The sequence below is a fragment of the Sphingomonas sp. NIBR02145 genome (assembly GCF_027359115.1).
Lineage (GTDB): Bacteria > Pseudomonadota > Alphaproteobacteria > Sphingomonadales > Sphingomonadaceae > Sphingomonas > Sphingomonas kyeonggiensis_A.
In genome coordinates this window covers 4,742,607-4,762,222 of sequence record NZ_CP114791.1, presented here as the reverse complement: position 1 = coordinate 4,762,222, position 19,616 = coordinate 4,742,607, and the positions used below count along the sequence as shown (strand labels likewise).

Sequence of the window (19,616 nt, the reverse complement as noted above, 5' to 3'; positions counted from 1 at the left end):
CCGCGGCACCACTGGACGCCAGCAAGGTGATTGCTGCAATCAGGCGAATGCCCTGACCGAACACGGCTAAGCCCTCCCCCATATTCAGGCACGCATTTCTATCAGAAGCCATGCGCCCGGAACAGCGCCGGGGCGGAGATCCAACGATAATGAAGCAAATAGCAAAAAGGGCCGCCACAAGGGCGACCCTTTCCGATGTCTATTCAGGAAGTAACGGGCCTTAGCCCATGATTTCCTGCTCGAGCTTCTTGGCCATCTCTTCGATGTTCTCAGGCGGCCAGCCCGGGATTTCCATGCCGAGACGGAGACCCATCGACGACAGGACTTCCTTGATCTCGTTGAGCGACTTGCGGCCGAAGTTCGGCGTGCGCAGCATCTCGGCTTCGGTCTTCTGGACCAGATCGCCGATATAGATGATGTTGTCGTTCTTGAGGCAGTTGGCCGAGCGGACCGAAAGCTCCAGCTCGTCGACCTTCTTCAGCAGGTAACGGTTGATCTGCGACGCGTCGCCCGAACCGGTGTCCGCAGCGCCGCCGGCAGCCGGAGCGGCCATGCCGATCGGAGCCGAGCGGGTGATCGCCGAATCGTCGAAGTGGACGAACAGCGCCAGCTGGTCCTGGAGGATGCGCGCGGCATAGGCCACGGCGTCTTCCGGGGTGATCGTGCCATCGGTCTCGATCGACAGCGTGAGCTTGTCGTAGTCGAGCTCCTGGCCGACGCGGGTGTTCTCGACCTTGTACGAAACCTGGCGAACCGGGCTGTACAGCGCGTCGATCGGGATCAGGCCGATCGGAGCATCCGCCGGACGGTTCGACGCGGCGGGGACATAGCCCTTACCGGTGTCGGCGGTCAGCTCCATGTTGAGCGTCGCGCCGTCGTCGAGGTGGCAGATGACGAGATCGGGGTTCATCACCTCGATGTCGCCCGAGACGGCGATGTCGCCGGCCTTCACCTCAGCCGGGCCGGTGGCCGAAAGCTGGAGGCGCTTCGGGCCTTCGCCCTGCATCTTGAGCGCGATCTGCTTCACGTTGAGGACGATGTCCGTCACGTCCTCGCGCACGCCTGCCAGCGAGCTGAACTCGTGGAGGACGTTCTCGATCTTGATCGAGGTGACCGCGGCACCCTGCAGCGAAGAGAGCAGCACGCGGCGCAGCGCGTTGCCGAGCGTCAGGCCGAAACCACGCTCCAGCGGCTCCGCTACGAAGGTCGACTTGCGCTTGGGATCGCCACCGGGCTTCTTCTCGAGGCCGTTGGGCTTCTTGAGTTCCTGCCAGTTCTTAGCGTTGACCGACACGGGCTTTCCTCATGTTGGGCAGGCTGGGGTGTGCCTGCCAGAAATATACTGCAAAGGCCGCGGGCCCACCCCTGGGCCCACGGCGAACGCAGGGTTGCCGCTTAGACGCGACGACGCTTCGACGGACGAACGCCGTTGTGCGGGATCGGCGTCACGTCACGGATCGACGTGATCTGGAAGCCGACCGCCTGCAGCGCACGAAGCGCCGACTCACGGCCCGAACCCGGACCCTTCACTTCCACCTCGAGGGTGCGCACGCCGTGCTCGGCAGCCTTGCGGCCTGCGTCCTCGGCGGCGACCTGGGCAGCGTACGGGGTCGACTTGCGCGAGCCCTTGAAGCCCATCATGCCGGCCGACGACCACGAGATGGCGTTGCCCTGAGCATCCGTGATGGTGATCATGGTGTTGTTGAAGCTGGCGTTCACATGGGCGACGCCGGCGGTGATGTTCTTGCGTTCGCGACGGCGAATGCGCTGCGGTTCACGTGCCATTGTTAGAGCCCTCCCTTACTTCTTCTTGCCGGCGATCGGCTTGGCCTTGCCCTTGCGGGTGCGCGCATTGGTGTGCGTGCGCTGGCCACGGACCGGGAGGCCCTTACGATGACGGAGGCCGCGATAGCAGGCCAGGTCCATCAGACGCTTGATGTTCATCGCGGTCTGGCGACGCAGGTCACCTTCCACGGTGTAGCCGGCGTCGATCGCTTCGCGGATCTGCAGCACTTCCTGGTCCGAAAGGTCCTGGACGCGGCGCTCGGCGGCGATGTTCAGCTTGGCGGTGATCTCCTTGGCCTTGGCCGCGCCAATGCCGTGGATATACTGCAGCGCGATAACGACGCGCTTGTTGGTCGGGATGTTTACACCCGCAATACGTGCCATGGAATTTGTTCTCCCAGCTCCACGGGGTGCCGCATGGCAGCTCACACCCCATCTCGTAGCGTTTACTCCCGAAATGCAGTGGCACGACGAACACGCCTAGGCGCCGCCGTGATACCGATCTTTCGGAAGATGCGCGACATATGCGTCCGCCCACGCTGAGTCAAGCGCTGCGGGAAAGGCTTTCGCCGGAACGCGGTTCATACACCATCCCGCCCCCCTCGCCAAGCAGTCCACTCGATCCCCTCCGGGCCGGTATATTCAACCGGGCGGTTGAACGATTCATTGAATCTCTTGATACTCCACGCATACGCGCAAAGCGCCGCCCCTCTCCTTCCAGAGAGCAGGCGAAATCCTATTTTGCAAGGCGAAGAATCCTCCCCTCCCTTCCAGGGAGGGGATCAGGACTCACACCGCGGCGAGCCGATATCCCGCCCCGCGCACCGTGTGGAGGATCGGCGGCTCGCTCTCCTCGAGCTTGCGGCGCAGGCGGCCGATATGGACGTCGACAACGTTCGAGCCCGGATCGAAGCGGCAGTTCCACACATGCTCGAGCATCATCGTGCGGGTGACGACCTCGCCGGCGTGGCGGGCGAGATATTCGAGCAGGTGGAATTCGCGCGCGACCAGCGGCACCGGGCGACCGGCGCGGACCACGGTACGACTGAGCAGATCGATATCGAGATCGCCGACGATGATCCGCGTCGCCTTGGCATCCGATTCGGCACGATCGGCACGGCGCAGCAGCGCGGCGATGCGCGCGCGCAGCTCGGCAAAGGAAAAGGGCTTGGCCAGATAATCGTCGGCGCCGGCGGCCAGGCCGCCGACCTTGTCGTCGACAGTGCCGAGCGCGGAGAGCATGATTGCCGGAGTGCGCAGGCCCTGGCGGCGCAGCGCATCGAGCATTGCCAGCCCGTCGATGCCGGGAAGCATGCGATCGAAGATCCAGAGATCGAAACGCCCCTGCCCGGCGCGGGCAAGGCCGGCATGGCCATCGGCGCAGATTTCGATTTCGAAACCAGCCTCGCCGAGGCCCTTGGCAATCAGCTCGGCAGCGGCCGCATCATCCTCGACGATCAGGATCTGGTGGGTCACTTCCATCCTCCGCACCCCCGCAAAGGGCTGCCGGCAAGAGGGTGGCCGGCGAACAAGGGGGTGTCCGCCGGCCGAGACGTCGATGCCAGGGCAGCATCGGCGACTTCAATACGCAGCACGATTTCCGAAAGCTCTTCCCGGCAGGCCCTGGTCCGACAGGGGCAATCGCCGGAGCGGAGCCGCGGCGAAGATCACGGGACGGATCCGCCGGGCCGGGAAGAGCAACCGGGGAAACCGTGTGCGGTTACCTCTGATGCGTGGTCGGCGGGGGCTGCCGGCCATGGGCTCCTGATAGCCGCCGACCCCGCCTCCGGCGGTGACCGGGGCATGACAAAACCGTAATGTTGGGTGGTCGATCAAATCCTCCCCGAGCTTGCTGGGGGAGGAATTGAAGGGTCAGCGCTCCGCTGCGGCCTTGAGCCCGGCGACTTGCGCGGCGAGGACGCCATCGACCGGCGCGGCGATCCGGCCAAGCCCGGGCGCGCCGGCCACGGCGTAGGTGAAGACAACCGCCGTCGACTTGCCGTCCGCCCCGGGCGTCAGCGTCACCGTCATCACCGCGCTGGCCGGCATTGCCTGGAGCGGACCGAGACCGCCGGTCAGACGCAGCATCTCGCCGGGCGCCGCATAGACGACCCGCATATGCTCGACCCCACCGCCCTTGGGCAGCTTCTCGCACCAGCAGCCGCCGGGGCGCGGATCGAGCGACAAGTTCGCGGCACTGCCCGACCAGGTATGATCCTTGTTCCACCACAGCGACGGCGCGACCAGCGTCGCCCAGACCTTGGCGGCGGGCGCGGCGACCGTGACCTTCTCGGTGACGGTGAAGCTGGTTTCGGTGGACGCCGTGACTTCGGCGGCAGCGGGCGACGCAGCAACGAATGCCAGGGCGACGAGCGAATGAGCCTTCATGTTCCCCTCCCACGATGTGGCGGGGCGATCATAGCGCGCAGAGCAGCATTCCAGAAGCTGCGGCGACACGGCGCGGAATCCCGGTTTCGACCCGGTCCGCAAGCGTTCGCGCCAGCGAGAGATAATGCAGCGTGCCGTCCAGATACGCCTGGAAGCTGGCCATCGGCACATGCTGCGCATCGACGAACCGGCGCAGCGCATAGGGGTTCGCCCCCGGCGCGTTGAGCCCTTCGGAAACCAGCGTGGCCGACCGGACCCCGCTGGCCGCGAGCAGGGCGGGCGCCGAAGGGTGGAAAGTGCCGCTGGGATAGCAGAAATGCTCGGCGGCCGCCCCGCCGGTGGCGGCGCGCAACGCGGCGCGGTTCGCCTCGATCTCGGGTACCAGCTGCCCGATGCGCCCGGCGACATCGATATGGCGGTGGGTGTGGAGCTGGATGTCGAGCCCGCGGGCATGCGCGTCGGCCAGCGCGTCCGGTCCCATCAGGTGGAACTGGCGGCAGGCGAGCCAAGCCTCCCCTACCCCCAGCGCCCGGCCAAAGGCACGCAGCGCATCGAGCCGATCGGCCTCGGGCAGCGCCTCGATCCGGCGGATCGTCGCGGTGCAGTTCTGGTCCGTCCGGCCCGAGGCGGCGACCAGATAGTCGACCGCGACATTCACCACCGGCAGGTCGCGCTCGGCATACCAGGTAGTGGCGTAGAGCGTTGCCGGCAGGCGGTGCGCCTCGAGCACCGGCAGCATGTGGCTGTGGGTGGAGGCCCAGCCATCGTCGATCGTGAGGACCACCGCGCCGGCGGGCAAGCGATCGGCGGCAAGCCGCTCGACCGCTTCGCCGAGCGGCAGCACCGGGCGCCCCGAGCGGGCGAGCCGGGCCATGCGATCGGCGAACAGCGCGGGCGTCATGAACAGGCAATTGCCATGCGGGGCGCCGGGAGCCAGCCACAGGCCGTGATAGCAGAGGATGCGCAGCTGCGACGCGGTGGCGCGGCGGGCGAGCGCGGACAGTCCGGCAAGGCCGGCGAGCTTCAATGCGGCGCGCTTGGGCATGATTACGATCCCCCACCCGGCGGGCCGCCGGAGCAGGGGAAGCGTGTCACTGCAGGTTTAAGCAGGGGTTAGGGCAACAATATATTACAATGGGTTGGACTTCAGTTCCCCGGCGAAGGCCGGGGCCCAGTTGCAATGTCGGCCGAGAGCTCCGACCGCCCTAACCAACTGCGCCGAGACTGGGCCCCGGCCTTCGCCGGGGAACTGCCAGTAGTTAGGCCGAAACGGAAAAAGGCCGGGCATCACACCCGGCCTTTTCCAATTCCCGGCCCCTCACACGGAGGGGTACTCAGGCCTTGGCGTCGAGGATCGCGTCGATCTGCGCGCCGACCTCGGCGATGTCGGCCATGCCGTCGACCTTCCGCACCAGGCCCTTGGCCTCGTAGAAGGGCAGGATCGGCGCGGTCTTGGCGCGATACTCGGCCATGCGGGTGCGCACGGTCTCGGCATTGTCGTCCGGACGGCGCTTGAACTCGTGATGACCGCACACGTCGCAAGTGCCCTCGACCTTGGGCAGCTTGAACTTGTCGTGATAGCCCTCACCGCAGTTCGCGCAGGTGAAGCGCCCCTCGACACGCTCGACCAGCGCATCCTCGTTCACTTCGAGCTCGATCACGAAATCGAGCTTGCGGCCACGCTCCGAAAGCAGCGCGTCGAGCGATTCCGCCTGGGCGGCGGTGCGCGGATAGCCATCGAAGATCGCGCCGTTCAGCGTGTCTTCCATATCGAGGCGCTCGCCGATGATCCCCGAGACGATCGCGTCCGACACCAGTTCGCCGGCATCCATCACGGCCTTGGCCTGGAGCCCGACGGGCGAACCCGCCTTGACCGCGGCGCGCAGCATGTCCCCAGTGGAAAGCTGCACCATGCCGCGCTCTTGCTCGAGCCGCTTCGCCTGGGTGCCCTTGCCGGCTCCCGGCGGGCCCAACAGGATGATATTCACTAAGCCTATCCCCTCAGTATCGGCCAGTATGGGTCGCGCTTAACGCGCGCGACCCTTGAGCTTCGCCTTCTTGATCAGATCGCCATACTGGTGCGCCAGCAGGTGCGACTGGATCTGCGTCACTGTGTCCATCGTCACGTTGACGACGATGAGCAGGCTGGTGCCGCCCATCAGGAACGGAATGCTCATCGACGAGAACACCGCTTCGGGAACGAGGCAGATGATCGTCAGATAGGCAGCGCCGATCACGGTGATGCGGGTGAGCACGTAATCGAAGTACAGCTCGGTGTTCTTGCCGGGGCGGATGCCCGGGATGAACCCGCCATAGCGCTTCAGGTTCTCGGCGGTCTCCTCCGGATTGAACACCACGGCGGTGTAGAAGAAGGAGAAGAAGACGATGCCGAGGCCGTAGAGCGTCATGTACACCGGCGAGCCGTGGCGCAGCCAGGTGTTCAGGTTGATGATCAGGTCGCTCCACCAGTTCTCGCCCGCGGTCATGTTGCCGGCAAACTGGGTGACGGTCAGCGGCAGCAGCAGCAGCGACGAGGCGAAGATCGGCGGGATCACGCCGGCGGTGTTCAGCTTGAGCGGCAGGTGGCTGCGCTCGGCCTGGACGCCGCGCGCGGTCTGGCGCTTCGGATACTGGATCAGGATGCGGCGCTGGGCACGCTCCATGAAGCAGATGAACAGCACCAGCGCGGCAACGCCGACGATGATGAAGATCAGGCGCAGCGGATCGATCGAGCCGGTGCGGCCGCTCTCGAACAGCTGGACAAGCGTGGTGGGCAGGCGGGCAACGATGCCGGCCATGATGATCAGCGAGATGCCGTTGCCGATGCCACGATTGGTGATCTGCTCACCGATCCACATCAGGAACATGGTGCCGCCGATCAGCGAGACCACCGCGCCGATGCGGAAGATGAAGCCCGGTTCGACGACCGGCTGCAGCCCCTGGCTTGCACCAAAGGTCTCGAGGCCGACGGCGATGAAATAGCCCTGCACCGCGGTCAGCGCCACCGTGCCGTAGCGGGTGTACTGGTTGAGGCGCTTGCGGCCGCTCTCGCCTTCCTTCTTGATCGCGTTGAGCTGCGGCGACAGCGACGTCGCCAGCTGCACCACGATCGAGGCGGTGATGTAGGGCATCACGCCGAGCGCGACGATCGACATGCGGTTGAGCGCGCCGCCGGTGAAGTTGTTGAAGAAGTCGAGCACGCCGCCCTGGGTCTGCTGCGCGAGCAGGTTGAGCTGGGTGGGGTCGACGCCCGGCAGGGGCACGTAGCTCAGCATGCGGAAGACGATCAGCGCGCCGAGGGTGAACCACAGACGCTTCTTGAGATCGGTCGCCTTGGCGAACTTCGCCAGGTTGATGCTGGAAGCAAGTTGATCGGAGGCGGAGGCCATAATGTATTAGGTCCCGGAAACAGAAACGGCGGATGAGCGTTTCCGCCCTCCGCCGCTCATATAGGGTGTCCAACCCTTTGGGCAATCTGTCCCTGCCCACAGGCTGGGGACAAGTTGCGGAACGGCGTATGCTGGGCCCCGGCGCGACGGCCGGGGAGCAGCAGTTTTACGCCTTGGCGGCAGCCTTCTTGGCTTCCTTGTCCGCGGCGCGCGTCTTCTGCACGACGCGATACTTGGCCTTGGCCTTCTCGGCGGCCGGCACGATCTCGGGGATCGTCACGGTGCCACCGGCCTTCTGGACCGCCTCGATCGCGCCCTTCGACGCGCCGGCAACGGTGAAGTTCAGCTTGGCCTTGAGCTCGCCCTTGCCGAGCAGGCGCACGCCGTCCTTGCCGCCACGGGTCAGGCCCGCCGCGTTCAGCTCGGCCTGGGTCAGGTCGGTCGCGGTCAGCTTGCCCGAGTCGATCGCCTTCTGGATCGCGCCCAGGTTCACCTCGGCATAGTCCTTGGCGAAGATGTTGTTGAAGCCGCGCTTCGGGATGCGCATGTGGAGCGGCATCTGACCGCCCTCGAACCCGTTGATCGAGACACCCTCACGGCTCTTCTGACCCTTGACGCCGCGGCCGCCGGTCTTGCCCTTGCCCGAGCCGATGCCGCGGCCGACGCGGATCTTGCGGTGGCGGGCGCCCTGGTTGTCGGTGAGTTCGTTAAGCTTCATGATATGCACTCGCTTTCGCTTTTGTCGCGCGTTGAAAGGAAGCGGGGCCCATAGCGGCGCAGGCCGGACTTGTCACCCCTGTTTTCACCGGACTAGCCAGCATCGGGGCCGGGCCGTAGGAAATCGGGCTTGCCGCCCATCCGGCCGGCAGATCACGGTGCAGGCGATGAAGAGTTTCTGGGCCATTTTGCGTCAGCCCGCCGCACGGATCGTGGTGGCGGCCGCCCTGTCCTTCGTCATCATCTCGTGGATCGCGGTCATCTGGCAGATTCGCGAGGACGCGGCCACCGCCATCCAGTCCGCCTCCCGGGAGAATCGCAGCCGCGTCGTCGCGTTCGAGCAATATGTTCGGCGCACGCTCGAACTGGCGGACCTGGCCACCGAGTATCTCGGCGAGCGCTATGGCGGCCGGATCGACCAGGGCGACAGCACCCGGCCCAACCTGATCACCCTGCCCAGCTATTTCCGCCCGATGATCACCGGCGCGGAGATCGCCGATCGCGACGGCAATATCCGCTTCACCACCAAGCCTACCGGCCCGATCAACGTGAAGGACAAGCGGGTGTTTCGCGAGTTGCTCGCGGCCCCAGGCATCGCCCGCGCGATCTCCAATCCCAGCGAAGCGCTCAATTCCAAGGGGGCCGTGCTGCTGATCGCCCGTTCGTGGCGCGATGCGAAGGGGGCGTTCGCCGGCGCCGTGGCGGTCGATATCCCGACGGACCGGTTCGTCGATTTCAACGCCGGCCTGCGCTACCGGCCCGACGACCTGATCTCGATCATCTCGCTGCGCGGCATGACGCTGGCACGCCGTGAGGGCGAAACCGTCAGCTGGGGCCAGGACCTCAAGGGCAAGGAGGTGATGCGGCAGCAGATGGCCCATCCCGATGGCGAATATTGGGGGCCAAGCGCGATCGACGGCAAGCGCCGGCTGTTCAGCCACCAGCGGCTGGCCAGCTACCCGATCTTCGTCACCTCGGGCATTGGCGAGCATGATATCCTCGGCCCGGCACAGCAGCGCGCCCGCTGGTTCCTGGTGCTGGTCAGCGCGCTGACCCTGGTCGTCGGGGCGCTGCTCGCGCTCTATTTCCGCCACGTCCTCAAGCAGCAGCAGGCGCGACGCCGTTTCGACGTGATCCGCGACGAGTTCGCCCACAGCGCGCGGGTCTCGTCGCTGAGCGAGATGGCCGGCGGGCTGGCGCATGAGCTCAACCAGCCCCTGGCCGCCGCATCGAACTTCCTCTCGGTCGGCGAGCTGATGCTGAAGGGCGACGGCAGCCGCGAGGCGGCGCTGCTCCAGGTCCGCCAGGCGCGCAGCCAGATCACCCGCGCCGGGGACATCATCCGCCGCATCCGCGACTATCTGGCCAAGGGCAGCGCCGACCTGCGCATCGAAGCGATCGACGATGTGATCAACGATGCCATCGAGCTGGCACGCGGGGCCAAGGTCGCCCCTTCGGCGCGGATCACCTATTCCAGCGCCCAGCCCGCCGCGCGGGCGCTGATCGACCGGGTCCAGATCCAGCAGGTCCTGGTCAACCTGATCCGCAATGCCGAGGAAGCCATGGCCTCGCTTCCGCCCGAGCAGCGCGCGATCCGGATCAGCTGCGCGGTCGCCTCGGACGAATTCCTGCGCATCTGCGTGGAGGATACCGGCCCCGGCATCCCCGACGCGGTGTTCGGCAAGTTCAACATGCCCTTCATCTCGACCAAGGCCGACAAGGGCCTGGGCATCGGCCTGTCGATCTGCCGCAGCATCATCGAAGTGCATGGCGGCGAGTTCAAGGCGGAGAACCTGACACGCGGCGCGATGATCTGCTTCACGGTACCGAGGGACCCGACGCTGATGGCGGTTGCCTGAGGCCTAATCATGCCCCGCGTAAGAGGGCACTCAGGCAAAGCATGAACCCAAAGGCAGCGACCAGGGTCGAGGCCAAGATCACGCGCGCCGGAACATTGCCCCTGATCGCACGATGCCCGAGGGCAACGGTGCCCGCGATCAGTAACAGGGGAACAACCAGCAGCGCGACCACGCCCTGGTCCAATACCGCACGGACGTAGAGGCCGTAGCTGAACAACTCGCGCAGCCCCGCTGCGAGGAAGATCAGCCACAACAGGCTTCCCAGAGCCGCCAGCAGAAAGGGCTTCATCCGACAACCCTAACCCGCCCCTCCGAGGCGGCAAGCCGTGCCCTTGGGCACACAAAGGAAAAGGGGCGGTAGTTGCCTACCGCCCCTTCCCGATTTTGCTGCGAGATGCGCGAAGGGCTTAGCCCTCGAGCACCTTCACCATGTGCGGCAGCTTGCGGATCATGCCACGGACTTCCGGGCTGTCCTCGAGCTCGCTGACCTTGTGCATCTTGTTGAGGCCCAGGCCGATCAGCGTCGCGCGCTGATCCTTGGTGCGGCGGATCGGCGAACCGATCTGCTGGATCTTGATCTTCGCCATGATCGATTACTCCGCGATAGCCGCAGCGTCCGCCTCGGCGGTCTGCGAACCGCCGCGGCCGAGCAGGTCGGCGATCTTCTTGCCGCGGCGCTGCGCAACGCTCTTCGGCGAGGTCTGCTCGCCGAGCGCTTCGAAGGTGGCGCGGATCATGTTGTAGGGATTCGAAGTGCCGACCGACTTGGTCACCACATCGGCAACACCCAGCGATTCGAACACGGCGCGCATCGGACCGCCGGCGATGATGCCGGTACCCTGCGGCGCCGAGCGCACATAGACGCGGCCGGCACCGAAGTGGCCAGCACCGTCATGGTGCAGCGTGCGGCCTTCCTTGAGCGGAACGCGCAGCATCTTCTTCTTCGCCGAAGCGGTCGCCTTCGAGATGGCTTCCGGCACTTCGCGCGCCTTGCCATGACCGAAGCCGACACGGCCCTTGCCGTCGCCCACGACGACCAGCGCCGCGAAGCCGAAGCGCTTGCCGCCCTTGACGGTCTTCGAGACGCGGTTGATGTGAACCAGCTTCTCGATCAGCTCCTCGCCACCGTCCTCGGCGTTCTGGCCACGACGGTCGTCGCGACGACCGCGGTTGCCGTCACGGCCGCCACGGCCACGATCACCACCGCCACCGGGGCCGCCACGGCCACGGCCGCGGCCACGGCCCTGCTGCTCCTGGGGAGCACCGGCACCGGCGTCCTGGGCTTCGAAGCCCGCGCCCTCTGCGGGCGCCTGGTTGTTTTCGTCAGCCATTCTCAGAACTCCAGCCCGCTCTCACGAGCGGCATCGGCCAGCGCCTTGACGCGGCCATGATAGAGGAAGCCACCACGGTCGAACACGACCTGGGTGATGCCGGCTGCCTTGGCAGCCTCGGCAACACGCTTGCCGACGTCCTGCGCGGCCTCGATGGTCGCGCCGGTCTTGCCGCGCACGTCCTTGTCGAGGGTGGAGGCAGCCGCGACGGTCTTGCCGGCGGCATCGTCGATCACCTGGGCATAGATATGCTTGCCCGAGCGATGGATCGAAAGACGCGGACGACCACCGGCACGCGCACGAAGCGCAGTACGGTTGCGGCGACGACGCTTCGCGAAAAGCGAGAGACCCTTGGTGCTGATCACTTCTTCTTCCCTTCCTTACGGAAGATGAACTCGCCGTCGTACTTGATGCCCTTGCCCTTGTACGGCTCAGGCTTCCGCCAGCGGCGAATCTCGGCCGCAATCTGGCCGACCTTCTGCTTGTCGATGCCCGAGATCTCGACCGTGGTCTGGTCCGGGGTCTTGATCTCGATGCCTTCCGGCACGTCGATGTTCACGTCGTGCGAATAGCCGAGCTGGAGCTTGAGCACCTTGCCCTGCGCAGCCGCACGGTAACCGACGCCGGTGATCAGCAGCTTCTTCGAGAAGCCGGTGGTCACGCCGGTGACGAGGTTCTGCACCAGGGTACGCTGCATGCCCCAGAAGGCACGGGCGCGCTTGGTGTCGTTCGCCGGCTGCACCGAGATGCCGCCTTCGACGAGCTCATAGCTGATCAGATCAGCCTTCGGGATCGACAGAGTGCCCTTGGGGCCCTTCACCGAGACCTGGTCGCCGTCCAGCGTGGCGGTGACGCCAGCGGGGATGGTGACCGGCTTCTTACCGATGCGGCTCATTAGAACACCTCCGCCAGCACTTCGCCGCCGACATTCTGCTCGCGCGCTTCCGCGTCCGAGAGAACGCCGCGAGGCGTCGAGACGATCGTGATGCCCAGGCCGTTGCGAACGCGGGGAAGCTCCTGGCTGCCCGAGTAGACGCGGCGGCCCGGCTTCGAGATGCGCGCGACGTGCTTGATCGCCGGCTGGCCCTCGAAATACTTCAGCTCGATGCGGATGCCCGCTGCGGGGCCCATCTGCTCTTCGCTGTAGCCACGGATGTAGCCTTCGCGCTGGAGCACATCGAGAACGCGCGCACGCAGCTTGCTCGCCGGCGTAAGGACAGAGTCCTTGCGGGCGCGCTGGCCGTTGCGGATGCGGGTGAGCATATCACCCAGGGGATCGGTCACTGCCATCTTCGTGATCCTTACCAGCTCGACTTGGTAACGCCGGGGATGAGGCCCTTGTTGGCCAGATCACGCAGCATCACACGAGCGAGACGGAACTTGCGGTAGTAACCGCGGGGGCGACCGGTGAGCTCGCACCGGTTGCGAATGCGGGTCGGGTTGCCGTTGCGCGGCAGCTCGGCCATCTTGAGACGCGCGATGAGACGCTCGGTCTCATCGAGGCTCTCGTCATTCGCGATCGCCTTCAGCTTCGCATACTTGCCGGCGTACTTCTTCACCAGCAGCTTGCGACGCTCGTTCTTATTCACGGAACTCAGTTTCGCCATGACTTAAGTTCTCTTTCCTTTACGCGGCCTTGGCTTCGCCGTCCGCATCCTGCGGGAACGGGAAACCGAAGAGACGGAGAAGCTCGCGAGCTTCCTCGTCGGTCTTCGCGGTGGTGGTCACGATCACGTCCATGCCGCGGATCTTGTCGACCTTATCGTAGCTGATTTCCGGGAAGATCAGCTGCTCCTTGAGACCGCAGGCATAGTTGCCACGGCCGTCGAACGACTTCGGGTTGAGGCCACGGAAGTCGCGAACGCGCGGCAGCGCGATCGTGATGAAGCGGTCGAGGAACTCGTACATGCGCTCGCGGCGAAGGGTGACCTTCGCGCCGATCGGCATGCCCTCGCGCAGCTTGAACTGCGCGATCGACTTCTTCGCCTTGGTGATCACCGGCTTCTGGCCCGCGATCAGCTCCATTTCAGAAGCGGCCTGATCGACCTTCTTCTTGTCCTGGGTGGCTTCGCCGACGCCCATGTTGAGCACGATCTTCTCGATCTTCGGCACTTCCATGACGTTCTTGTAACCGAACTTCTCGGTCATCGCCTTGGCGATGGTCTCGTCATAGAGCTTGCGCATGCGCGGCGTGTAGGAATCAGCCATTGATGACCTCCCCGGTCTTGACGGCGACGCGAACCTTCTTGCCGTCACGCTCCTCGAAGCGGACGCGCGTCGGCTTGCCGTCCTTGGTCACGTGCGCGACCTTGGAGACCGCCAGCGGCGCTTCCGAACGCTCCAGGCCACCCTGCGGGTTGGTCTGGCTCGGCTTGCGGTGACGCACGGCGACGTTCACGCCCGACACGACAACCTTGCCCTCCTTGGGGAGAGCCTTGACGACTTCGCCGGTACGGCCCTTGTCCTTGCCGGACAGTACGACGACCTGGTCGCCCTTCTTGATCTTGGCAGCAGCCATCACAGCACCTCGGGGGCGAGCGAAATGATCTTCATGAAGCCCTTCGAGCGCAGCTCGCGGACCACCGGGCCAAAGATACGGGTGCCGATCGGCTCCTCGTTCTTGTTGACCAGGACGGCAGCATTGCCGTCGAAGCGAATGACCGAGCCATCGGCGCGGCGGACGTCCTTGGCGGTGCGGACGATGACGGCGCGGTGCACGTCACCCTTCTTCACCTTACCGCGGGGAGCAGCTTCCTTGATGCTGACGACGATGACGTCGCCCACGGAGGCGAAGCGACGCTTCGATCCGCCCAGCACCTTGATGCACTGCACCCGCTTCGCGCCGCTGTTGTCAGCGACGTCGAGATTGGACTGCATCTGGATCATCGATCCGGTTCCTTCTCGTTTGGCCTTCCGGGACCTGCCCGGGGGTTCCAGTTAAAAAGATTAGGCGGCGGCGTCCGACTTGGTCGGGGTCGCGTGGGTGTTCACCCGCTCGATCACCTTCCAGGTCTTCAGCTTGGAGATCGGCGCAGTCTCTTCGATGCGCACGGTCTCGCCGGCCTTGTACTCGTTGCCCTCGTCATGGGCATGATACTTCTTCGAGCGACGGATGATCTTGCCGTAGAGCGGGTGCTTCACCTTACGCTCCACGAGCACGACGACCGTCTTGTCGCCCTTGTCGGAAACCACGTTCCCGGTCAGCACGCGCTTCGGCATGGTCTCGTTCCTTACTTCGCAGCCGAGCGCGAGCGCTCGTTCTGCAGCGTCTTGATGCGGGCGATGTCACGACGGACCTCGCGAACGCGGCTCGGCTTCTCGAGCTGGCTGGTCGCGGCCTGGAAGCGGAGGTTGAACGCCTCGCGCTTCAGGTTGCCGAGCTCTTCGCTCAGCTGGTCTTCGGTCTTCGCACGAAGATCGGTAGCCTTGGTCATTCTATCAACCCTCCAGGTGCGAGGTATCGCCGAGGCGAGCCACGACCTTGACCTTGATCGGCAGCTTCATCGCCGCGCGCTCGAAAGCTTCAGCAGCGAGCGGACCCGGCACGCCGTCCAGCTCGAACAGGATGCGGCCCGGCTTGACGCGGGCGACCCAGAACTCCGGCGAACCCTTGCCCGAGCCCATGCGGACTTCGGCGGGCTTGGACGACACGGGGACGTCCGGGAAGATGCGGATCCAGAGACGGCCCTGGCGCTTGATGTGACGGGTGATCGCGCGGCGAGCCGCTTCGATCTGGCGGGCGGTGATCCGCTCCGGCTCCATCGCCTTCAGGCCATACGACCCGAAGTTCAGCGCAGTGCCACCCTTGGCGTCGCCATGGATGCGGCCCTTGAAGGCCTTGCGGAACTTGGTGCGCTTCGGTTGCAGCATTGTTCTGTCCTACCCTTAGCGACGGTGGTCGTCGCGCGCCGGGCGAACGCCCGTCGTCTGCGACTCCAGGTTGAGGCGATCGGTCGCCATCGGATCGTGGCCGAGGATCTCGCCCTTGAAGATCCACACCTTCACGCCGCAGACGCCATAGGCGGTGTGCGCTTCGGCAGTGGCGTGATCGATGTTCGCGCGCAGCGTGTGCAGCGGAACGCGACCTTCGCGATACCATTCCGAACGGGCGATCTCGGCGCCGCCGAGACGGCCACCGCAGTTGATCCGGATGCCTTCGGCACCGAGGCGCATGGCCGACTGCACCGCACGCTTCATGGCGCGGCGGAAGGCGATACGACGCTCGAGCTGGTCAGCGATGCCCTGGGCGACGAGCTTGGCGTCGACTTCCGGCTTGCGGATCTCGACGATGTTCAGGCTCACGTCGCTCGAGGTCATCGAGGACAGCGTCTTGCGCAGCTTCTCGATGTCCGAGCCCTTCTTGCCGATGATGACACCGGGACGGGCAGCGTAGATCGAAACGCGGCACAGCTTGGCCGGACGCTCGATCACCACCTTCGAGATTGCGGCCTGGGGCAGCGTCTCGAGGATGTACTTGCGGATCTTGAGGTCCTCCATGAGAAGGCGGCCGTAATCGGCGCCTTCGGCGAACCAGCGGCTGTCCCAGGTACGGTTGACCTGGAGGCGGAGGCCGATCGGGTTGCTCTTGTGACCCATTATGCTTCTTCCTGCTCGCGGACGACGATGCGAAGACGGCTGAACGGCTTCAGGATGCGGGTGGACTTGCCACGGCCGCGGGTCGCGAAGCGCTTCATCGTGATCGACTTGCCGACCGAAGCCTCGGCGACGACGAGCGCGTCGACGTCGAGGTTATGGTTGTTTTCCGCGTTGGCGATCGCCGAGGCGAGAACCTTGCGGGCGTCCACTGCCATCGCCTTGGTCGAAAACTGAAGGATGTTCAGCGCGTCCTCGGCCTTCTTGCCGCGGATGAGACCGGCGACGAGGTTCAGCTTCTGGGCCGAACCGCGGATCTGCGTGGCGACGGCAAGGGCTTCCTTGTCACCGACCTTGCGGGGAGCCTGGGGCTTCGACATTAGCGCTTACCCTTCTTGTCGGCGGCGTGGCCCGGGAAGTACCGGGTCGGCGCGAACTCGCCGAGCTTCATGCCAACCATGTCCTCGTTGACCGAGACCGGCACGAACTTGCGGCCATTGTAGACGTTGAACGTCAGGCCGACGAAATCCGGCAGGATCGTCGAGCGGCGCGACCAGGTCTTGATCGGACCGGCGCGGGTGCCCTGCTCCTGCGCGGTCTGCGCCTTCTTGAGCAGGTGGAGGTCCACGAACGGACCCTTCCAAACGGAGCGAGCCATGGGTTAGCCCTTCTTCTTCGCGTGACGGCTGCGGATGATCATCTTGTCCGTCGCCTTGTTGTGGCGGGTGCGCGCACCCTTGGTCGGCTTGCCCCACGGGGTGACCGGATGACGGCCGCCCGAGGTCCGGCCTTCACCACCGCCGTGCGGGTGGTCGACCGGGTTCTTCGCAACACCGCGGGTCAGCGGGCGGATGCCCTTCCAGCGGTTACGGCCAGCCTTGCCGAGGTTGGTGTTCTGGTTGTCCGGGTTGGACACCGCACCAACGGTCGCCATGCAGTTGCCGTGGATGTAGCGCTGCTCGCCCGAGTTCAGGCGAACGATGACCATGCCGCGGTCACGACCGACGACCTGGACATAGGTGCCTGCCGAACGGGCGATCTGGCCACCCTTGCCCGGCTTCATCTCCACGTTGTGGACGATGGTGCCGACCGGCATCTGGCCCAGCTCCATGGCGTTGCCCGGCTTCACGTCGGTCTTCTTGCCGGCGATCACCTTGTCGCCGACGGCGAGGCGCTGCGGCGCGATGATGTAGGCGACGCGATCCTTGCCGGCTTCGTCGGCGCCGTAGTTCACGAGCGCGATGAAGGCGGTGCGGTTCGGGTCATACTCGATCCGCTCGACAGTGCCCTCGACGTCCCACAGGCGGCGCTTGAAATCGATGATACGATAGCGCTGCTTGTGGCCGCCCGCGATGCCGCGCGAGGTCACATGGCCCTTGTTGTTGCGGCCGCCGGTCTTGGTCTTGCCCTCGGTCAGAGCCTTGACCGGACGACCCTTGTACAGGGCCGAACGGTCGATCAGGATCAGGCCGCGGACGCCAGGCGACGTCGGATTGTAATTCTTGAGTGCCATTACGAATTGACCCCCGAGGTCACGTCGATCTGCTCACCGTCGGCGAGGGTCACGATAGCCTTCTTGATGTCCGAGCGCTGGTAGGGCGCACCCTTCCACTTCTTGGTCTTGCCCTTCTGGACGATCGTGTTGACGCCAGTCACCTTGACCTTCCAGATCGCCTCGACGGCGGCCTTGATCTCGGGCTTGGTGGCGTCGCCGGCGACCTTGAACACAACGGCGTTGTGCTCGGAGACCAGGGTCGACTTCTCGGTGATGTGCGGCGCGACAATCACGTCATAGTGACGGTTGTCGATCGCGGCTGCCTGCTTCTTAGCCATTGAAGCGCGCCTCCAGCTTCTCGACGGCAGCGCGGGTCAGGACCAGCGTGTCGTGCTTCAGGATGTCATAGACGTTGGCGCCGACCGCCGGGAGGACGTTGACGCCCACCAGGTTGCGGGCGGCGAGGAAGCCGTTGCCGGCCTCGCCGTCGATCACCAGCGCGGTCTTGCCGGTGCCGAGCTTGGCGAACTGCGCCTTGAGCTCTGCGGTCTTGGCGGTGCCGAAGGCGTCGAGGACGACCAGCGAACCTGCCTTGGCATGGCTGCTGAGCGCCATCTTCAGGCCGAGCGCGCGGATCTTCTTGTTCAGCGACGGATTGAAGTCGCGAACGCGGGCGCCGTGCGCCTTACCACCGCCGATGAACACCGGAGCGCGGCGATCGCCGTGACGGGCGGTACCGCCGCCCTTCTGGCGACCGAACTTCTTGCCCGAGCGGGCGACGTCAGCACGCTCGCGAGTGCCGCGCGCGGTGGCGCGACGCTTCTCGAGCTGCCAGGTGACGACGCGGTGCAGGATGTCGGCGCGCGGCTCGACACCGAAGACGGTGTCGTTGAGCTCGATGTCGCCCGATGCCTTGGCGTCGAGGGTTTGAACCTTGACCTTCACTTAGCCCTCCTGGCCTTCGGTCGCCTCAGGAGCCTCGGTCACTTCGGCCGGAGTCTCCGCGGGGGCGGTGTCGTTGTTGTTGGCGACCGACTTGATGCCGGCCGGGAACGGCGCTTCGGCAGGACGGGCGACCTTGACGGCGTCCTTGACGAACAGCCAGCCACCCTTCGAGCCAGGGACCGAGCCCTTGACGAAGATCAGGCCGCGCTCGACGTCGGTGCCGACGATCTCGAGATTCTGCTGGGTGCGGAACTTGTCACCCATGTGGCCGGCCATCTTCTTGTTCTTGAAGACCTTGCCCGGATCCTGGCGCTGACCGGTCGAACCGAGCGAGCGGTGCGAGACCGAGACGCCGTGGGTGGCGCGCAGACCGCCGAAGCCCCAACGCTTCATGCCGCCGGCGAAGCCCTTGCCCTGGGTCTTGCCCTGGATGTCGACGAACTGGCCGGCGACATAGTGGTCGGCCGAGATCTCGGCGCCCACTTCGAGCAGGCCGTCCGCGTCGACGCGGAACTCATGGACGACAGCCTTGGGCTCGACTTCGGCCTTGCCGAAGTGGCCGCGCTGCGGCTTGGCGACATTCTTGCTCTTCGCCGTGCCGGCGCCGAGCTGGACGGCAGTGTAACCGTCACGATCCTTTTCGCGGACGGAGACGACCTGAACGCCTTCGAGGGCCAGGACGGTGACGGGCACGTGGCGGCCGTCGTCCTGGAACAGGCGGGTCATCCCCAACTTCTTCGCGATCACGCCAGTGCGCATGACCAGTTGCTCCTATGCATAGGCACCCGAGGGGGAATTCCCACGGGTGCGTGCTTCAGCCCGAAAATATGATGCGAGCCCCCGTCCGGGCTGAACCCCCTCCCGAAGGAAGAGGCGACGGGGGACGCAGGCCCGGTTCTCCGAAGAGGCCGGCGGTATCCCTATCGCGATGCGAGTGCGCCCGTGGCGCCCTCCGGTTCCTTGCGTTGGATCAGATCGACCCGGTGGAGGAACCTGGCGAATCCCCCTCAGGGGAATCGCGAATCTCGTGTGGAGGCGCGCCTTTACGTCAGCAGCGCTTCCCTGTCCACCCCCTCACCTGCATTCCTGCGAAGGATGCGGCGGGACGTGAAAA

General features: G+C 65.5%; 30 protein-coding genes. 1 reads left to right on the top strand and 29 read right to left on the bottom strand.

The window, feature by feature from the left end:
- Nucleotides 1-220 precede the first annotated feature (220 nt).
- From O3305_RS22045 to rplO, 9 genes are all read right to left on the bottom strand, one after another.
- Nucleotides 221-1,294: a DNA-directed RNA polymerase subunit alpha gene (locus O3305_RS22045; protein WP_184169829.1), complete on the bottom strand. Its 1,074-nt coding sequence runs from the start codon at nt 1,292-1,294 to the stop codon at nt 221-223.
- A 101-nt stretch (nt 1,295-1,395) separates the two neighbouring features.
- Nucleotides 1,396-1,785: a 30S ribosomal protein S11 gene (rpsK, locus tag O3305_RS22040; protein ID WP_010545745.1), complete on the bottom strand. Its 390-nt coding sequence runs from the start codon at nt 1,783-1,785 to the stop codon at nt 1,396-1,398.
- Nucleotides 1,786-1,800: 15 nt separating this feature from the next.
- Complete coding sequence (gene rpsM / locus O3305_RS22035) at nt 1,801-2,169, bottom strand: 30S ribosomal protein S13 (protein WP_184169832.1); 369 nt, start codon at nt 2,167-2,169, stop codon at nt 1,801-1,803.
- A gap of 405 nt (nt 2,170-2,574) precedes the next feature.
- Nucleotides 2,575-3,261 (bottom strand): response regulator transcription factor, encoded by a 687-nt coding sequence (locus O3305_RS22030; RefSeq protein WP_269574434.1) that lies wholly within the window; start codon nt 3,259-3,261, stop codon nt 2,575-2,577.
- Between the two features lie 396 nt (nt 3,262-3,657).
- The gene (locus tag O3305_RS22025; RefSeq protein ID WP_269574433.1) at nt 3,658-4,173 is read right to left on the bottom strand and encodes an SRPBCC family protein; all 516 of its coding nucleotides are present in this window, start codon (nt 4,171-4,173) and stop codon (nt 3,658-3,660) included.
- Between the two features lie 28 nt (nt 4,174-4,201).
- On the bottom strand, nt 4,202-5,218 hold the full coding sequence (locus O3305_RS22020) for a polysaccharide deacetylase family protein (RefSeq protein ID WP_269574432.1): 1,017 nt from the start codon (nt 5,216-5,218) through the stop codon (nt 4,202-4,204).
- A gap of 289 nt (nt 5,219-5,507) precedes the next feature.
- Nucleotides 5,508-6,161: an adenylate kinase gene (locus O3305_RS22015; RefSeq protein ID WP_269574431.1), complete on the bottom strand. Its 654-nt coding sequence runs from the start codon at nt 6,159-6,161 to the stop codon at nt 5,508-5,510.
- A gap of 39 nt (nt 6,162-6,200) precedes the next feature.
- Nucleotides 6,201-7,562 (bottom strand): preprotein translocase subunit SecY, encoded by a 1,362-nt coding sequence (gene secY / locus O3305_RS22010; RefSeq protein ID WP_184169846.1) that lies wholly within the window; start codon nt 7,560-7,562, stop codon nt 6,201-6,203.
- 166 nt (nt 7,563-7,728) lie between these two features.
- Entirely contained in the window at nt 7,729-8,280 is a 552-nt protein-coding gene (gene rplO, locus O3305_RS22005; protein WP_184169849.1) for a 50S ribosomal protein L15, read from the bottom strand.
- Between the two features lie 166 nt (nt 8,281-8,446).
- On the opposite strand from rplO, the gene O3305_RS22000 reads away from it, so the two are divergent.
- Nucleotides 8,447-10,138 (top strand): ATP-binding protein, encoded by a 1,692-nt coding sequence (locus O3305_RS22000; RefSeq protein WP_269574430.1) that lies wholly within the window; start codon nt 8,447-8,449, stop codon nt 10,136-10,138.
- A gap of 7 nt (nt 10,139-10,145) precedes the next feature.
- Here O3305_RS22000 and O3305_RS21995 read toward each other — a convergent pair whose 3' ends face one another.
- From O3305_RS21995 to rplC, 20 genes are all read right to left on the bottom strand, one after another.
- A complete protein-coding gene (locus O3305_RS21995) occupies nt 10,146-10,427 on the bottom strand; it encodes a hypothetical protein (protein ID WP_269574429.1) in 282 nt (93 codons plus the stop codon).
- 118 nt (nt 10,428-10,545) lie between these two features.
- Nucleotides 10,546-10,725 carry a 50S ribosomal protein L30 gene (rpmD, locus tag O3305_RS21990; RefSeq protein ID WP_044333362.1) on the bottom strand — a complete coding sequence of 60 codons (180 nt, stop codon included), beginning with the start codon at nt 10,723-10,725 and terminating at the stop codon, nt 10,546-10,548.
- A 6-nt stretch (nt 10,726-10,731) separates the two neighbouring features.
- Nucleotides 10,732-11,469 (bottom strand): 30S ribosomal protein S5, encoded by a 738-nt coding sequence (gene rpsE, locus O3305_RS21985; RefSeq protein ID WP_269574428.1) that lies wholly within the window; start codon nt 11,467-11,469, stop codon nt 10,732-10,734.
- A 2-nt stretch (nt 11,470-11,471) separates the two neighbouring features.
- Complete coding sequence (rplR, locus tag O3305_RS21980; protein WP_184170695.1) at nt 11,472-11,831, bottom strand: 50S ribosomal protein L18; 360 nt, start codon at nt 11,829-11,831, stop codon at nt 11,472-11,474.
- Nucleotides 11,831-12,364: a 50S ribosomal protein L6 gene (gene rplF, locus O3305_RS21975; RefSeq protein WP_184169861.1), complete on the bottom strand. Its 534-nt coding sequence runs from the start codon at nt 12,362-12,364 to the stop codon at nt 11,831-11,833. The genes rplR and rplF overlap by 1 nt, the downstream gene beginning before the upstream one ends.
- Entirely contained in the window at nt 12,364-12,759 is a 396-nt protein-coding gene (gene rpsH, locus O3305_RS21970; RefSeq protein ID WP_086128654.1) for a 30S ribosomal protein S8, read from the bottom strand. Before rpsH ends, rplF begins: the two co-directional genes overlap by 1 nt.
- Before the next feature lie 11 nt (nt 12,760-12,770).
- Nucleotides 12,771-13,076 carry a 30S ribosomal protein S14 gene (gene rpsN, locus O3305_RS21965; RefSeq protein ID WP_137861460.1) on the bottom strand — a complete coding sequence of 102 codons (306 nt, stop codon included), beginning with the start codon at nt 13,074-13,076 and terminating at the stop codon, nt 12,771-12,773.
- Nucleotides 13,077-13,095: 19 nt separating this feature from the next.
- Entirely contained in the window at nt 13,096-13,677 is a 582-nt protein-coding gene (rplE, locus tag O3305_RS21960) for a 50S ribosomal protein L5 (protein ID WP_184169864.1), read from the bottom strand.
- Nucleotides 13,670-13,987: a 50S ribosomal protein L24 gene (gene rplX / locus O3305_RS21955; protein WP_269574427.1), complete on the bottom strand. Its 318-nt coding sequence runs from the start codon at nt 13,985-13,987 to the stop codon at nt 13,670-13,672. Before rplX ends, rplE begins: the two co-directional genes overlap by 8 nt.
- Nucleotides 13,987-14,355: a 50S ribosomal protein L14 gene (gene rplN / locus O3305_RS21950; RefSeq protein ID WP_086128650.1), complete on the bottom strand. Its 369-nt coding sequence runs from the start codon at nt 14,353-14,355 to the stop codon at nt 13,987-13,989. The genes rplX and rplN overlap by 1 nt, the downstream gene beginning before the upstream one ends.
- Nucleotides 14,356-14,415: 60 nt before the next feature.
- Nucleotides 14,416-14,688: a 30S ribosomal protein S17 gene (rpsQ, locus tag O3305_RS21945; RefSeq protein ID WP_086128649.1), complete on the bottom strand. Its 273-nt coding sequence runs from the start codon at nt 14,686-14,688 to the stop codon at nt 14,416-14,418.
- Nucleotides 14,689-14,699: 11 nt separating this feature from the next.
- Nucleotides 14,700-14,903: a 50S ribosomal protein L29 gene (gene rpmC, locus O3305_RS21940; protein WP_086128648.1), complete on the bottom strand. Its 204-nt coding sequence runs from the start codon at nt 14,901-14,903 to the stop codon at nt 14,700-14,702.
- A gap of 4 nt (nt 14,904-14,907) precedes the next feature.
- The gene (rplP, locus tag O3305_RS21935; RefSeq protein ID WP_086128647.1) at nt 14,908-15,339 is read right to left on the bottom strand and encodes a 50S ribosomal protein L16; all 432 of its coding nucleotides are present in this window, start codon (nt 15,337-15,339) and stop codon (nt 14,908-14,910) included.
- Nucleotides 15,340-15,354: 15 nt separating this feature from the next.
- On the bottom strand, nt 15,355-16,065 hold the full coding sequence (gene rpsC, locus O3305_RS21930) for a 30S ribosomal protein S3 (protein ID WP_269574426.1): 711 nt from the start codon (nt 16,063-16,065) through the stop codon (nt 15,355-15,357).
- A complete protein-coding gene (rplV, locus tag O3305_RS21925; protein WP_184169872.1) occupies nt 16,065-16,442 on the bottom strand; it encodes a 50S ribosomal protein L22 in 378 nt (125 codons plus the stop codon). The genes rpsC and rplV overlap by 1 nt, the downstream gene beginning before the upstream one ends.
- Nucleotides 16,442-16,720 (bottom strand): 30S ribosomal protein S19, encoded by a 279-nt coding sequence (gene rpsS, locus O3305_RS21920; protein ID WP_269574425.1) that lies wholly within the window; start codon nt 16,718-16,720, stop codon nt 16,442-16,444. Before rpsS ends, rplV begins: the two co-directional genes overlap by 1 nt.
- Nucleotides 16,721-16,723: 3 nt before the next feature.
- Nucleotides 16,724-17,575, bottom strand: coding sequence for a 50S ribosomal protein L2 (gene rplB, locus O3305_RS21915; protein WP_269574424.1), 852 nt, complete (start codon nt 17,573-17,575; stop codon nt 16,724-16,726).
- Entirely contained in the window at nt 17,575-17,895 is a 321-nt protein-coding gene (locus tag O3305_RS21910; protein WP_184169878.1) for a 50S ribosomal protein L23, read from the bottom strand. The genes rplB and O3305_RS21910 overlap by 1 nt, the downstream gene beginning before the upstream one ends.
- Nucleotides 17,888-18,502, bottom strand: a complete 615-nt coding sequence (gene rplD, locus O3305_RS21905) for a 50S ribosomal protein L4 (protein ID WP_184169881.1) — start codon at nt 18,500-18,502, stop codon at nt 17,888-17,890. Before rplD ends, O3305_RS21910 begins: the two co-directional genes overlap by 8 nt.
- Nucleotides 18,503-19,261, bottom strand: a complete 759-nt coding sequence (gene rplC / locus O3305_RS21900) for a 50S ribosomal protein L3 (protein ID WP_184169884.1) — start codon at nt 19,259-19,261, stop codon at nt 18,503-18,505. It abuts the gene before it with no gap.
- Between the last annotated feature and the right edge of the window lie 355 nt (nt 19,262-19,616).

What these genes read in the sequence shown, in the direction of transcription:
- rpsK (WP_010545745.1), bottom strand. Translation starts at nt 1,785, where the DNA reads ATGGCACGTGAACCGCAGCGCATTCGCCGTCGCGAACGCAAGAACATC.
- rpsM (WP_184169832.1), bottom strand. Translation starts at nt 2,169, where the DNA reads ATGGCACGTATTGCGGGTGTAAACATCCCGACCAACAAGCGCGTCGTT.
- O3305_RS22025 (WP_269574433.1), bottom strand. Translation starts at nt 4,173, where the DNA reads ATGAAGGCTCATTCGCTCGTCGCCCTGGCATTCGTTGCTGCGTCGCCC.
- O3305_RS22020 (WP_269574432.1), bottom strand. Translation starts at nt 5,218, where the DNA reads ATGCCCAAGCGCGCCGCATTGAAGCTCGCCGGCCTTGCCGGACTGTCC.
- secY (WP_184169846.1), bottom strand. Translation starts at nt 7,562, where the DNA reads ATGGCCTCCGCCTCCGATCAACTTGCTTCCAGCATCAACCTGGCGAAG.
- rplO (WP_184169849.1), bottom strand. Translation starts at nt 8,280, where the DNA reads ATGAAGCTTAACGAACTCACCGACAACCAGGGCGCCCGCCACCGCAAG.
- O3305_RS22000 (WP_269574430.1), top strand. Translation starts at nt 8,447, where the DNA reads ATGAAGAGTTTCTGGGCCATTTTGCGTCAGCCCGCCGCACGGATCGTG.
- O3305_RS21995 (WP_269574429.1), bottom strand. Translation starts at nt 10,427, where the DNA reads ATGAAGCCCTTTCTGCTGGCGGCTCTGGGAAGCCTGTTGTGGCTGATC.
- rpmD (WP_044333362.1), bottom strand. Translation starts at nt 10,725, where the DNA reads ATGGCGAAGATCAAGATCCAGCAGATCGGTTCGCCGATCCGCCGCACC.
- rpsE (WP_269574428.1), bottom strand. Translation starts at nt 11,469, where the DNA reads ATGGCTGACGAAAACAACCAGGCGCCCGCAGAGGGCGCGGGCTTCGAA.
- rplF (WP_184169861.1), bottom strand. Translation starts at nt 12,364, where the DNA reads ATGAGCCGCATCGGTAAGAAGCCGGTCACCATCCCCGCTGGCGTCACC.
- rpsH (WP_086128654.1), bottom strand. Translation starts at nt 12,759, where the DNA reads ATGGCAGTGACCGATCCCCTGGGTGATATGCTCACCCGCATCCGCAAC.
- rpsN (WP_137861460.1), bottom strand. Translation starts at nt 13,076, where the DNA reads ATGGCGAAACTGAGTTCCGTGAATAAGAACGAGCGTCGCAAGCTGCTG.
- rplE (WP_184169864.1), bottom strand. Translation starts at nt 13,677, where the DNA reads ATGGCTGATTCCTACACGCCGCGCATGCGCAAGCTCTATGACGAGACC.
- rplX (WP_269574427.1), bottom strand. Translation starts at nt 13,987, where the DNA reads ATGGCTGCTGCCAAGATCAAGAAGGGCGACCAGGTCGTCGTACTGTCC.
- rplN (WP_086128650.1), bottom strand. Translation starts at nt 14,355, where the DNA reads ATGATCCAGATGCAGTCCAATCTCGACGTCGCTGACAACAGCGGCGCG.
- rpsQ (WP_086128649.1), bottom strand. Translation starts at nt 14,688, where the DNA reads ATGCCGAAGCGCGTGCTGACCGGGAACGTGGTTTCCGACAAGGGCGAC.
- rpmC (WP_086128648.1), bottom strand. Translation starts at nt 14,903, where the DNA reads ATGACCAAGGCTACCGATCTTCGTGCGAAGACCGAAGACCAGCTGAGC.
- rplP (WP_086128647.1), bottom strand. Translation starts at nt 15,339, where the DNA reads ATGCTGCAACCGAAGCGCACCAAGTTCCGCAAGGCCTTCAAGGGCCGC.
- rpsC (WP_269574426.1), bottom strand. Translation starts at nt 16,065, where the DNA reads ATGGGTCACAAGAGCAACCCGATCGGCCTCCGCCTCCAGGTCAACCGT.
- rplV (WP_184169872.1), bottom strand. Translation starts at nt 16,442, where the DNA reads ATGTCGAAGCCCCAGGCTCCCCGCAAGGTCGGTGACAAGGAAGCCCTT.
- rpsS (WP_269574425.1), bottom strand. Translation starts at nt 16,720, where the DNA reads ATGGCTCGCTCCGTTTGGAAGGGTCCGTTCGTGGACCTCCACCTGCTC.
- rplB (WP_269574424.1), bottom strand. Translation starts at nt 17,575, where the DNA reads ATGGCACTCAAGAATTACAATCCGACGTCGCCTGGCGTCCGCGGCCTG.
- O3305_RS21910 (WP_184169878.1), bottom strand. Translation starts at nt 17,895, where the DNA reads ATGGCTAAGAAGCAGGCAGCCGCGATCGACAACCGTCACTATGACGTG.
- rplC (WP_184169884.1), bottom strand. Translation starts at nt 19,261, where the DNA reads ATGCGCACTGGCGTGATCGCGAAGAAGTTGGGGATGACCCGCCTGTTC.